Genomic DNA, 11,775 nt, shown 5'->3' with positions numbered 1-11,775 from the left:
AAATGAAATCTAAAGCCTTAACCATTGTCTTGATTGCCGCTTTTTTAATGGGTTGTGGTACTCCAGAAAAGTTCAGTAATGAGCTCGGGAGTTTAGCTGCCTTTGCTGAAATGGTGGATAGTGGCGCAAAGCAAATTGCTTTCAGCGAACCGATGACAGCAGCTGAAATGGATGCGTTTTTACCCATGGCAGAAGCCATAGCCGACAAGTACGGTGTGAAGCTAGTCCAAGAAACTGAACTGATTAAAACCGATTTGTTCGATGCGGAAATAGCCGAAGGGAAAGCAATACTCATTTTGTACAAGGGCAATAGTTATGAAGCCTATATTCAATTGAAGGCGGACAGAAGTAGCTTAGAGAAGTCTGGCTTATATGAAGGGGCAGAAAGGCAAGAAATTGCCAGAAGACTTGGGTGCTTGCTGGGCTATTCGGCCAAAGGAATTAATGATAAACTCACTGCCAATACCAATTACAGCAGATTGACCGATTTTGGTATCAAGGCAAGTAATGTCTTTCTCTATTACAAGGATATACAAAAGGCTACTGAGTTTTATACTGAAGTCATGGGCTTGGCAATTGTAGCCCAATATGACAACGCCAATATCTTAAAGATCTCCAACACATCTTTCCTAACACTAGTCGATGCTGCCAAAGGCATGCATTCCGCTGATGAACCCAAGTCTGTGGCTGTAGCTTTTCTCACCCGCCAGTTGGCAGAATGGTATGACTACTTACAAGAAAAGAAGGTAGAGATCAAATACACTTACAAACCAAAGGAGGGAGGCCCGCACGATGGCTTTGTAGCCATTGATCCAGAAGGTTATTTGCTTGAATTTGAAGTATTTAAGCAAGACCAAGAGAATGAAAACTTTATTCCTTATTTGGCCAATACCCATGATGTATTGACGACTGCGAATCATAAGGGAACAACGCTGGGTTTTCATGCTTCAATTACCTGGCTGTATTACAAAGACTTATTGCCACTTCAGAATTTCTATGAGAATGTAATGGGCTTTGAGTTGGCCGCAGATCAGGTATGGACAAAGATTTACAGAACCACTGACGACAGTTATATAGGTTTGGTAGATGTGAGTAGGGGAATGCATTCTTATGCGAAGGACAAAGCGGTAAACGTAGGCTTTATCGTCAACGACCTAGAAGGTTGGTTTAACTATGTGCAAGGCCAAAAACCTTTCGAACTGAGAGAGAATACTATCTCTAAGGATGAAGAAGGCAAATATTCAGGCTTTGTCGGTTACGATCCAGGGAATTACTTTTTGGAGTTCGACAGTTTTAATGAGCACCCTGCAAACAAGCAATTACTCAAGGAATTGGGGAGTAATTAGGTGTTAAACGCTTGATTACTGAATTTCAGGGATCACCCACAAATAACTGTACCAATGCCAGTTTCCCTTTGAGTCGGGTACAGTGATCGTGAATAGTGTTCTTCTTCTTTTTAAATCTGTTTCGGGGCGAATTGAAAGTGCTACTTTTCCATCTTGTGTAATTTTCATGGTCTTCGCGCAGCTGCTGCCCTGAACAAAACACTGCATTGATTCTACAACCAAGTCATTTTTGAAAAACGCTATACTGACTTTGGGTTTTCTCACACTATTGCCATCTCCAGAAGAAATGGCCTCTGCTTCACTGATCGCCATGCCCTTCATTTTCATTTTTTCTTTGAACTGATCTAAATCACCATACGATTCTGACATAGGAAATCTGGGGAACTGATATACATTCGAATACTCCGTTATCACTCCAGAATTTTGAGCAACGGCACCTTTAAAACCCATTTCTGATAGAATTGTCTTCATTTCTTCATCGTGCTCTCCATAGGGATAGGCAAAAACCTTTGGGGTGAAGTTGAGGTTGGCTTTCATTAGTTCCTGGCTCTCTTGCATTTCCTGTTTGAAAAAGCTGCTTCTAGTTTGTTCAGAAACGCTTAAAAAGAAAGGATGACTATGGCTGTGGTTACCAATTTCTACGCCTGCTTTCTGGGCATCAGCTATTTCTTCCCAAGTCATATAATCCGCATAGCCAATGGACTCTGTATTGACAAATAATGTGGCTTTAAAGCCATATTTCTTCAGCAATGGAAGCCCGTTTTTATAAAAGCTTTTATAGCCATCATCAATTGTAATGGCCACTAATTTTCTTTTTGGGGATCTACTATTGTTTACTTCATCTACTGTTTCTGAAATGGTAAGCGAAGTATAACCTTCAGCTTTCAAAAATTTCAGGTGTTCTTCAAATATTTTGGTATCAATATTAGTCGAGGGAAAACGATCATCCCCAAACCTATGGTAGACCAGTGAAGTGATTTCATGCTGGATATCTTGGGCCAAAATATGGGCACTAGTAGATAAAAGAAGAAACAGACTGAGGAATAAGACCTTTTTCATTGGATACTGCCGCTTAAATTGATGTATGAAGGGTCGAGAATATACCTATCGAACTGTGTTAGCCCATTGAATCGAATCATGGCAGAAAGCTCTATAACATACTCTTCACGTCTTTCGGAGTAATGGGCTAAGTGGGTGATTAACTTAAATGGATCTGAAGTAACCAGTCTTGCAGCTCTAAATTCTCGGTAGACATTCACTCTCGCCACCGTCTTTAGGTAATCTTCAATCGAATCTGCAAAATCATCATATTTACGTAAATAGATGGTTTCTCCATCTCTTTGAAATTTAGCGGCTATTCTTGGCTCATTGAGGCTATATGACCAAACCCCAAACATATTATTGGCTTCTTGAAAAACCCTTGAACTGCCCCAACCACTTTCAATAATGGCTTGTGCCAAAATAATGCTATTGGGATGGACAACCATTCTGTTTAGTAAAACCGTTTGGTTGTCGGTTCCGTATTCCGAACAGAGGTGATTATAAAAGGTGCTGTCTTGAGCGGTCCAATTTTCTTTCTTTAATAGTTTTTTAACCTTATTTCTGTTTTGTTCAATCCTGTATTTCGCTACCAAAATGGCAGGTAGAATTGCAGAAATGAATTTGTCTTTCTTTTCGTTAACCTCAAGCGTATCGATCCCTTTGATGTGGGAATATAGCAGAGGAGCCACCAATGAATCCTTCAAAGGAAGGATATCTTCAGGACTTTGTAACTCAATGTGTTTTACTTCTAGCGTAACAGTATTAGAAACCTCTGGTTCTGAGCAGGAGAAAATTAAAAAACAGAACAAAGTGCCAAGGAAAAATGGGGTCGTCAAATTAAACCTTGTGTCGCTTTGAGGCATGGGCCAAATATATTAAATATTAGTTTGAATAATTATACTTTTAAAAAATGAGCAATGCTTATTAGGTGAGTACGTCACAAATTGCTTAACCTCCAATTGAAGTAAATGTTTGATAATGCTGTCAATTTGCATTGGTTCAAAAATTGCCTTTAAACATATCTGATTTAACTTAGCCAGCTCAATACCCTACATGAACAAACGAAACCTAAAGATATTACGAGATTACATCATTGGTTGGATCATTGCCATTGCTTTTTGGGTAGTCATGCGTAGTTATGGGGTCACAGTAAATGCACCTGCCACTCCAGAGCCAGTTCATGCTTTACGATTGGTTATGATTTTCGGTCCCTTGGCTGGGATACTCTTTGGCTTGGCTCAAATTAAGATCGAACGTAATTTATACAGACGAATTCCGCTGTGGAGATTAGAGCTTTTTGGCCTAATCAGCAATGTTGCCATTATGTCCATCATGTTTGTACTGGCATTTTTCATGATCAAAAATACATTTGACTTTAATGAACCCATTGACTTTTGGCAGTTCCTGCGAAACCCGTCTGTCATATTGGTTTTCTTTTATTCCGTCTTAGTCAATTTTGTAATGGCCATTTTAAGGCAAATCAACCTATCGTTAGGTGATGGTAATTTATGGCGTTTGCTCAGAGGTGATTTCTATACACCACGTGTAGAAAACAGGGTGTTTATGTTTATAGACCTGAAGAGTTCAACCACAATTGCCGAAACATTAGGTCATATTCGGTATAGTCAGTTTATTCAAGACTGTTTCTTCGATTTGCAGGTTGTACAGCAGTATGGAGCTGAAGTATATCAATATGTGGGAGATGAGGTAGTACTAAGTTGGAAAACAACCCCAGTCATGGACTATAGTGTCTGTATAAAAGCATTTTGGGCTTTTCAGGATCAGCTGAGTAAACGCAAGAATCACTATATCACCAAGTATGGGCAGATTCCTGTTTTTAAAGCAGGGATCAATAAGGGAGATGTGACTTCAGCAGAAGTGGGCGAAATTAAAAGAGAAATAGCCTACCATGGCGACACGATGAATATCACTTCTAGAATTCAAGAAAAATGTAATTATTATGATCGCCTTTTACTTGTATCAGAATGCTACTATGACAAAATCAGTCATCAAAATGGATATGTACACGAACTATTGGGCGAAGAAGAACTAAGAGGTAAAAACGAACTGATAAAAATATATGCCATAGATCGGGCTTAATCAAATAATCGCTTCAACTTATGAAAAACACAAAGGCCAATATTTCAGAAAAGTTTTCAAAATTTTCAGCCCAATGGACACCAAAAATAGTGGGAGAACTCAATGGCCAATTGGTCAAGTTGGCCAAACTGAAAGATGATTTTGTTTGGCATAGTCACGAAAATGAAGACGAAATGTTCTTGGTGTGGAAGGGTACGTTAATCATGGAATTTAGAGACAGAACAGAAACAATTAAGGAAGGGGAAATGATTATTGTGCCTAAAGGAGTAGAGCATAACCCGAGAACAGAAAACGGGGAAGAAGTTTGGGTAATGCTCTTTGAGCCGGCCGCCACACTGCACACGGGTGAAGTAGTGGATGAACGTACACACAATGATCAAGAATGGATTTGAACCATTTTCAGTCTCTTAACGTCCTGTTAGGTATTCAAGATTGAAAGCATTTATTTTGCAAGCAGAAAAATATACTATGAAGCTATCTGTAGTTGTTACGGTTTACAACGAAGAAGACAACGTTATTCCCCTTTGTCAGAAAGAATACGAGGCCTTAGAAGGCATTGATTACGAGTTGATTTTGGTAGACGATGGCTCTACTGATGATACCGTAAAAAACGTCAAATCTTTTGCGAACAACCGCACCAAACTTTTGATTTTCAATAAGAACCATGGGCAAAGTACCGCCATGTCTGCCGGTATTGATATGGCGCAAGGTGAATACATCGTAACCATGGATGGTGATTTGCAAAACGATCCTGCCGACATTCCTAAAATGCTTGCTAAGCTAGAAGAAGGCGAGTTTGATGTAGTGGCTGGTATACGGGCCAATCGCCAAGATGGCTTTGTACTGCGTAAGTTCCCGAGTAAAATAGCCAATTGGATGATCAGAAACCTGACAGATGTTCGTCTTTCAGATTACGGTTGTTCATTAAGAATTTATAAAAAAGACATCGCCAAGAACCTCGGGCTTTATGGTGAATTGCATCGATTTATCCCCGTTTTGGCCAAGCTCCAAGGTGCTAAAATGACCGAGGTAAATGTGAATCATCACGCTCGAATTCATGGAGAGTCTAAATACGGCATCAACCGTACTTTTAAAGTAATGGCCGATTTAATGCTGATGATTTTCTTTCAGAAGTATTTCAGAAAGCCAATGCACCTTTTCGGAGGCTTGGGCATCTTAACCTTTACCATCGGAATGATTATCAACATCTACCTTTTGGTGGTAAAATTTGGTTACGGAGAGGATATTTGGGGCAGACCGCTATTGCTTTTAGGGGCTATTCTATTGCTGGGAGGTATTCAGTTCATTACAGTTGGGATTATTGCCGAACTGATGATGCGTACATACTATGAGTCGCAAGACAAAAAAGTCTATCGTTTAAAAGAAGTCTTTGTTGGACAAGCAGAAGCGTAAAAAGTGGCTTAAGCTAGCGGCTCAACTTGTTATAGCTGCAGTAGCCATTTACTTTGTAATTGGTGAAATCGACTTAGAAGAGTATAAAAACCGACTTCTTGGGGTAAAATTTGGATGGCTCGTTTTAGCGATAATTGCATTTAACGCTTCCAAGTTTCTCGCTGCATTCAGGTTAAATCACTTCTTTCGGGCCATTCAACTTCATCTCGATAATCGTTTCAATCTCAAACTTTATTATGTTGGGATGCTCTATAATCAGGTTTTCCCCGGGGGTATTGGGGGAGATGGGTATAAAGTGTACTTACTTAACAAACGATACAAAACACCACTGAAAGGCCTAATTTCCGCCACATTACTTGACCGAATTAGTGGGGTAGTGGCGCTGGGTTTTTTGGCTTTTTTGTTAGCGCTTATTGGCGGAGAAGCCTATGGGCTTTTAGAAGGTTACGGTTTTTTGATTTGGGTAGGACTTATCATCGCTTACCCTTGTTATTATGTTTTAGTACGGTTCGTTTTCCCAACCTTTAAAAAGGTAAACCATATTACGAATCTACAATCGTTAGGTTCGCAAATCCTGCAAGTGCTGTGCGCCTACCTTATGCTGAAAAGTCTTGGAGTTACTGATGGTTATTTGGACTACTTCACGTTATTCCTAGCTTCCTCAGTGGCTGCCGCATTCCCAATTTCACTACCTGGTGGGCTTGGCGTACGAGAAGGAGTAATGGTTTTGGGTGCCGATCTCTTTATTTTAGATCAAAATGCAGCAATGGCTTTTGCCTCGTTATTTTTCCTAATCACACTGTTTAGCTCATTGATTGGGCTAATTTACTTGCGTCAGGTCAAATCTGTTGAGGCAAAAAGCAAAAGCATTTAATAATTCAAAACCATTACGCTGGCTTTTCCTATCTCATCAACAGTAACAATAAAGATTTTGCTGTATTCGCTTTCATCCAATTGTTTGAATTTCTCTTCACCCAAAAGATAGTTGGCTAGCCCTGGAACCGTGTTAGAATGGCCAGACACTAATACTGTCTTTCCTTGGTAGCTCTTCAAAGCCTCATCCGCAAATGTGTTTTCACTAGGATTGTATTCTTGAATTTCAATTCCAAGCTGGGAAGCTAGGGGAGCTACTGTTTCTCTAGTTCTTTTATAAGGGGATGAATATATGGCTCCAACTTCAGCCGAAGACAACATATTCTGCAGTTTTTCTGCCCTTAAGTTTCCTTCTTCATTCAATGAAGGGTTTCTAGGGTCATCAGTACCTTTTTCAGCATGACGCACAAGAATGAAAGTGGTAGAAGGGACGTCAACTACTTCAGCAGGTTGAGGCGTACAGCCTAAAACGCAAAAAGAGAATAAGGCAACGAATAAAAAATTTTTCATGGTCTATCAATTAATTCAGGCCAATATAGAAAAAGTTTTTTAGCGTTTTGTAAAGGAAACTATTCATCGGCAAGATCATCAATCTCAAGAGTTTCTAGAATGTCAGCCATTTCATCAAAGTCTTTGTACCCTGGTCTAATTTCATTTCCACCTTGAATGGCAATTCCTTTTAAGTCGCTTTTCACCAATTCGGTTACGGTTTCAGCATCAAAGCCCGAAGCCAAAACCATCGGGATATCTTTGGATAAGCCCATTAAAACATCCTCTTTAATTTCAGAAGCATCGAAGAGCACATAAGCCAACTGTTTCCCTGAAGCTTCCCACGCGGCCCTTACGGCTTCCATATCATGGGCCAAAAAGCTAACAGGCAAGCCTGTTTCCAACGCTTCTGCGATTTGGCTAATGTTTTCAATCTGAATGGCATCTAGCTGATAACCATCTATTAGTGTTTTAATGGCAGTGCCTGTAGATGTGATTTCTCCGACATAGGCCACGCCAGAAAGCCATTCACTAATCTCCTTAAATTTTTGAATATCAGTATAATTAGAAGCGCCTTCTTCAATTTCAAATCCAAGCTGATCCACTTCCATTCCCGCACAATAACGGGCATCACTCAGGTTATTTATACCGCTTACTTTTACAAAAGTTCTTAATGCCATGCCTATTGAGTTTTTCTATAATCAATTGATTGTTTGAATTCGGAATGCTGGCAAAACTAATAGAATTAATGCTGTTTTGCATACAATTCAGAAGCTTCTGATTAATTTGTCGCAACAGTTTCAGAATTGAGTTTTAAGCATATTTATCAAAGAATCAGATCAAAAATGGCAGTTGAATTAGTGAACGATACGAATTTCGAAAATGAAATTCGCGAAAATGGAAAAGTGGTGGTAAAGTATTTCGCTGGCTGGTGTGGCAGTTGCAGGCTATTCTCTCCAAAATTCAAAAGGCTTTCGGCAGACGATCGCTTTGAGGGTATTAGGTTTTTGGATGTTGATGCTGAGGAAAGTCCCATTGCACGTAATCTGGGTAAAGTGTCTAATTTGCCTACTTTCGCTATTTTCAAGAATGGAGAATTGGTAGACACCATTGCTTCGAACAAGGAAGACCAAGTGGTAGAACTCATTGCTAAATTGAACTGAAATGAAGATCCCTGTTATAAAGAAATTGGTTGAAGAAGTAGCTTTAGAAGATTTAAAAGCGGCTGAAGAGGCGCTTATGGAAGAGCTTAAACCAGCCATAGAAATTAAGGGCGAAGATGAAGGTGAACAGCTCACCCACGTATTTGCTGCCATCTTTATCTTAGAAAAGATGCAAAGTAGCGATGTGGATTTCAAAACCGCTTTGCGTGAATACACCCAAAAAGTAAGGACATCTATAAGTTAAACCCTTATATTTGTTTGAGAAAATAAAGTGAATGGTAGTGCAATGTTTTTGCAGTACCATTTTTTTATACTGAGCGTTTTGATAATACGTTTGTATTGAAGTTCTATATTTGTTTTATGTGGAAAAAAGTCTGTCTCTTCTTCTTCGTTGTTATGTTGGCTTTCTCGGCTTGTCAGTCGGGGGAAGATCCAATTCCGGCCTTAGATGCTGACCGAGGAAAAAGCTATTTCTTTATGGCTGAGAATAAATATAGAGAGTACAATGTACGAGAAATCAGGTATTCGGCCGTGGACATTAGTGATACGCTTATCTATCAATTGAGAGAAGAGGTACATGAGTCGTTCATTAATAGCCAGGGAGAAGAATCTAGAATTATCCACAGATTAAGCCGCACCAATGACACTCAACCTTGGGTTTTAGATTCAGTATGGACTGCCAGAATCGAAAAGGACAGGGCTGTTTCTATTGAAAACAATATTTCTGTTGTTAAAATGGTTTTTCCATCGCAGGCGGGGCGCGTTTGGGATGGAAACATCTTTAATACTAAGGCAGTAGATCAATTTAAGATTTTAAACTTTGGAGTGCTTACCAATATTGCGGTAAATAATGACTTGGAGACTACATATACTTTGACGGTTGAGCAAGAAAATGATGAAGATGGAATTACCTTCAGGGATATTAGAAGGGAGATTTATGCGGATAGCATTGGCTTAATTTCTAAGCTTTATAACGTAGTGAAAATATGTTCTCGGCAAGAGTGTTTGGACAAAGAACGTATTGAATCAGGACGATTTTACAGGGAAACCATTTATGCACATGGTTTTATAAATGAATAGGAAAACTAACCTTATTCTAATTCTATTACTCATTGGTTTTAGGCTTTCTGCCCAAGATCGATACATGGTTTTCTTTACCGACAAATTCAACTCTTCATATTCCATTAGTAGCCCCCTTAACTTCCTTTCACAAAGGGCCATTGACCGGAGACAGCGGCAGAACATTCCGATTGCCGAAAATGATCTTCCTGTAAATCAATCCTATATAGACGCATTAGACAATTTAGGCATCAAAACGATACACCCTACTAAATGGATGAATGGGGTTTTGGTAGAAATGCAATCCTCATCAGTGAATCTTGTTCAGGCTTTAACTTTTGTTGAAAAAATAGAATATGTAGCTCCAGGCCAAATACCTGTAGGCAGTGCGGGTGGGAGTGAGGTCAATGGTAAACTAGCTGATGGAGGAGCCACAGAATTTCAAAACAACATGCTTGGCATTGATCAGATGCATGATGAAGGCTTTGAGGGACAAGGAATGTTGGTTGGGGTTTTTGATGGCGGCTTTCAGAACATGAGTCAAATTGGGTCGCTACAAGCTTTAATTAGTTCCAATAGAATTGTGATGAAAAAAAATTTTGTGACCAATACGACTAATATTGAAAATAATGAGTCACATGGCACTAGGGTTTTATCCATTCTCGCTGCTAATCAAGCGAATGTCTATGTCGGTGCAGCACCAGCAGCCAACTATGTTTTATGTGTAACCGAAGCGGCAGGAGAATATCGTGTGGAAGAATACAATTGGTTATTTGCAGCAGAAATGGCCGATAGTACTGGTGTTGATGTCATCAATACCTCCCTGGGTTACAGTACGTTTGATGATGCTAGTATGAGTTATACTTATAGTGATATGGATGGCGAAACAACAGTCATTACAAAAGCATCAAACATAGCAGCCACTAAAGGTATTGCACTCATCAATAGCGCAGGTAATGAAGGAAATAAAGTTTGGCATTTTATCACCGCCCCCTCCGATAGTAAAAACGTATTGTCTGTCGGGGCAGTCGATGGCGCTGGTATTAGGGCCAGTTTTAGCAGTTTTGGTCCTTCTGCGGATAATCGTGTAAAACCTGATGTGAGTGCTTTAGGCCAAGGGACGGCAGTGATTACGGCTACTGGAAACATTGCATTTCAAAATGGTACTTCTTTTTCTGGTCCCGTCATGGCGGGTTTTGCTACTGGTCTTTGGCAAGCCTTTCCCGACTTAACCAACCTCCAATTGCTAGATTTAATTAGAAGGAGTGCGCATCAATATGATACGCCTGATTATGAAATAGGCTATGGTATTCCTAATTACGCTAAAGCCTATGAGCTGGCTTTTGTGCCTGAACCACTCGAAAATCAAGTGCTGGTTTATCCTAACCCAACTTCCGACAGTTTCATCAACCTTGTTTTCCCCGATGGGTTTTTAAGCGAATCCGTTAGCGTAAGCTTGGTAGATATGAATGGACAGCAGCTCAATAGCTTTCAAATTGAACCGCAATTGAATAACAACAGAGTGCAGATTGATCTGACTAACAGAATGTCGGGGGTCTATATTCTAAAAATCGATGGTCAAAGAACCAGTTTCAAGAAGAAGATCATAAAATATTAGCCTTATATTTGGCGCATGAATGCTCCAATAATTGCCCCTTCTGTATTAGCTGCCGACTTTGCCAACTTGCAGCGCGATGTTGAAATGTTGAATGAAAGTCAAGCCGACTGGATTCATATTGACATTATGGATGGAATGTTTGTGCCGAATATCTCTTTCGGTTTGCCCGTTTGCGAGGCCATTAACAAGCATGCAAAAAAGCCGTTGGACGTTCACTTGATGATAGCACAGCCTGATCGTTACCTAGAAGACTTCAGGAATGCTGGAGCTGCTACCATTACGGTGCACTATGAAGCTTGTGATCATTTACACAGAACACTTCAAGTAATTAAGTCGCTGGACTGTAAAGCAGGAGTAGCTTTGAATCCACATACTAATGTTCAATTACTAGAGGATATCATTTGCGATATCGACATGGTTTGTATCATGTCGGTTAACCCAGGCTTTGGCGGACAGAAGTTCATTGAAAACACGTACAAGAAAGTACGTCAGCTCAAAGAGATCATTGCCGAGAACGATGCTAAAACCCTGATTGAAATTGATGGAGGAGTGAATGCTACCAATGCGCCATTATTAATGGAGGCTGGTGCCGATGTACTTGTGGCAGGTAGCTTTGTATTCAAATCACTTGATCCATTGGCTACAATCGAGGAGTTAAAGAGAATAGGGTAGT

The 11,775-nt window shown here is 39.9% G+C and carries 14 protein-coding genes; 10 read left to right on the top strand and 4 right to left on the bottom strand.

The genetic code is table 11. The features are described 5' to 3' along the window. The first annotated feature begins 2 nt into the window (after positions 1–2). Complete coding sequence (locus AWN68_RS15005; protein ID WP_068417398.1) at positions 3–1,346, top strand: VOC family protein; 1,344 nt, start codon at positions 3–5, stop codon at positions 1,344–1,346. 15 nt (positions 1,347–1,361) lie between these two features. Here AWN68_RS15005 and AWN68_RS15000 read toward each other — a convergent pair whose 3' ends face one another. Together AWN68_RS15000 and AWN68_RS14995 are read right to left on the bottom strand one after the other, a co-directional pair. After that, complete coding sequence (locus AWN68_RS15000; protein WP_068417393.1) at positions 1,362–2,405, bottom strand: polysaccharide deacetylase family protein; 1,044 nt, start codon at positions 2,403–2,405, stop codon at positions 1,362–1,364. After that, complete coding sequence (locus tag AWN68_RS14995) at positions 2,402–3,196, bottom strand: glucosaminidase domain-containing protein (RefSeq protein ID WP_172796075.1); 795 nt, start codon at positions 3,194–3,196, stop codon at positions 2,402–2,404. The genes AWN68_RS15000 and AWN68_RS14995 overlap by 4 nt, the downstream gene beginning before the upstream one ends. Before the next feature lie 244 nt (positions 3,197–3,440). Between AWN68_RS14995 and AWN68_RS14990 the strand changes: the two genes are divergently transcribed. From AWN68_RS14990 to AWN68_RS14975, 4 genes are all read left to right on the top strand, one after another. Beyond that, the gene (locus AWN68_RS14990) at positions 3,441–4,487 is read left to right on the top strand and encodes an adenylate/guanylate cyclase domain-containing protein (RefSeq protein WP_068417389.1); all 1,047 of its coding nucleotides are present in this window, start codon (positions 3,441–3,443) and stop codon (positions 4,485–4,487) included. 20 nt (positions 4,488–4,507) lie between these two features. Next, the gene (locus tag AWN68_RS14985) at positions 4,508–4,879 is read left to right on the top strand and encodes a cupin domain-containing protein (RefSeq protein WP_068417387.1); all 372 of its coding nucleotides are present in this window, start codon (positions 4,508–4,510) and stop codon (positions 4,877–4,879) included. Positions 4,880–4,955: 76 nt separating this feature from the next. Then, complete coding sequence (locus AWN68_RS14980; RefSeq protein ID WP_068418519.1) at positions 4,956–5,900, top strand: glycosyltransferase family 2 protein; 945 nt, start codon at positions 4,956–4,958, stop codon at positions 5,898–5,900. Further along, the gene (locus tag AWN68_RS14975; protein ID WP_068417385.1) at positions 5,881–6,774 is read left to right on the top strand and encodes a lysylphosphatidylglycerol synthase transmembrane domain-containing protein; all 894 of its coding nucleotides are present in this window, start codon (positions 5,881–5,883) and stop codon (positions 6,772–6,774) included. Before AWN68_RS14980 ends, AWN68_RS14975 begins: the two co-directional genes overlap by 20 nt. On the opposite strand, the gene AWN68_RS14970 is transcribed toward AWN68_RS14975, so the two are convergent. Together AWN68_RS14970 and trpF are read right to left on the bottom strand one after the other, a co-directional pair. Continuing rightward, the gene (locus AWN68_RS14970) at positions 6,771–7,283 is read right to left on the bottom strand and encodes a SixA phosphatase family protein (RefSeq protein WP_068417382.1); all 513 of its coding nucleotides are present in this window, start codon (positions 7,281–7,283) and stop codon (positions 6,771–6,773) included. The genes AWN68_RS14975 and AWN68_RS14970 overlap by 4 nt on opposite strands. 59 nt (positions 7,284–7,342) lie before the next feature. Beyond that, entirely contained in the window at positions 7,343–7,942 is a 600-nt protein-coding gene (gene trpF / locus AWN68_RS14965) for a phosphoribosylanthranilate isomerase (protein ID WP_068417379.1), read from the bottom strand. Positions 7,943–8,107: 165 nt separating this feature from the next. On the opposite strand from trpF, the gene AWN68_RS14960 reads away from it, so the two are divergent. The 5 genes from AWN68_RS14960 to rpe all read left to right on the top strand — a co-directional run bounded on the left by AWN68_RS14960 (position 8,108) and on the right by rpe (position 11,774). After that, complete coding sequence (locus tag AWN68_RS14960; RefSeq protein ID WP_068417376.1) at positions 8,108–8,425, top strand: thioredoxin family protein; 318 nt, start codon at positions 8,108–8,110, stop codon at positions 8,423–8,425. 1 nt (position 8,426) lies between these two features. Beyond that, complete coding sequence (locus tag AWN68_RS14955; protein ID WP_068417374.1) at positions 8,427–8,669, top strand: DUF6952 family protein; 243 nt, start codon at positions 8,427–8,429, stop codon at positions 8,667–8,669. Positions 8,670–8,785: 116 nt separating this feature from the next. Further along, positions 8,786–9,505 (top strand): hypothetical protein, encoded by a 720-nt coding sequence (locus tag AWN68_RS14950; RefSeq protein WP_157716249.1) that lies wholly within the window; start codon positions 8,786–8,788, stop codon positions 9,503–9,505. Beyond that, entirely contained in the window at positions 9,498–11,102 is a 1,605-nt protein-coding gene (locus AWN68_RS14945) for a S8 family serine peptidase (protein WP_068417365.1), read from the top strand. The genes AWN68_RS14950 and AWN68_RS14945 overlap by 8 nt, the downstream gene beginning before the upstream one ends. Positions 11,103–11,117: 15 nt before the next feature. Then, on the top strand, positions 11,118–11,774 hold the full coding sequence (gene rpe, locus AWN68_RS14940; protein WP_068417363.1) for a ribulose-phosphate 3-epimerase: 657 nt from the start codon (positions 11,118–11,120) through the stop codon (positions 11,772–11,774). Position 11,775 lies beyond the last annotated feature (1 nt).

This window comes from Roseivirga echinicomitans (assembly GCF_001592935.1).
Classification (GTDB): Bacteria; Bacteroidota; Bacteroidia; order Cytophagales; family Cyclobacteriaceae; genus Roseivirga; species Roseivirga echinicomitans.
Note: the sequence above shows the minus strand (reverse complement) of the source record. Positions and strands in the feature narration are given on the sequence as shown.

Bases quoted from the DNA above. Each gene is read 5' to 3' on its own strand.
- AWN68_RS14955 (WP_068417374.1), top strand. From the start codon at position 8,427: ATGAAGATCCCTGTTATAAAGAAATTGGTTGAAGAAGTAGCTTTAGAA.
- AWN68_RS15005 (WP_068417398.1), top strand. From the start codon at position 3: ATGAAATCTAAAGCCTTAACCATTGTCTTGATTGCCGCTTTTTTAATG.
- AWN68_RS14970 (WP_068417382.1), bottom strand. From the start codon at position 7,283: ATGAAAAATTTTTTATTCGTTGCCTTATTCTCTTTTTGCGTTTTAGGC.
- AWN68_RS14950 (WP_157716249.1), top strand. From the start codon at position 8,786: ATGTGGAAAAAAGTCTGTCTCTTCTTCTTCGTTGTTATGTTGGCTTTC.
- AWN68_RS15000 (WP_068417393.1), bottom strand. From the start codon at position 2,405: ATGAAAAAGGTCTTATTCCTCAGTCTGTTTCTTCTTTTATCTACTAGT.
- trpF (WP_068417379.1), bottom strand. From the start codon at position 7,942: ATGGCATTAAGAACTTTTGTAAAAGTAAGCGGTATAAATAACCTGAGT.
- AWN68_RS14990 (WP_068417389.1), top strand. From the start codon at position 3,441: ATGAACAAACGAAACCTAAAGATATTACGAGATTACATCATTGGTTGG.
- AWN68_RS14985 (WP_068417387.1), top strand. From the start codon at position 4,508: ATGAAAAACACAAAGGCCAATATTTCAGAAAAGTTTTCAAAATTTTCA.
- AWN68_RS14945 (WP_068417365.1), top strand. From the start codon at position 9,498: ATGAATAGGAAAACTAACCTTATTCTAATTCTATTACTCATTGGTTTT.
- AWN68_RS14980 (WP_068418519.1), top strand. From the start codon at position 4,956: ATGAAGCTATCTGTAGTTGTTACGGTTTACAACGAAGAAGACAACGTT.
- AWN68_RS14960 (WP_068417376.1), top strand. From the start codon at position 8,108: ATGGCAGTTGAATTAGTGAACGATACGAATTTCGAAAATGAAATTCGC.
- rpe (WP_068417363.1), top strand. From the start codon at position 11,118: ATGAATGCTCCAATAATTGCCCCTTCTGTATTAGCTGCCGACTTTGCC.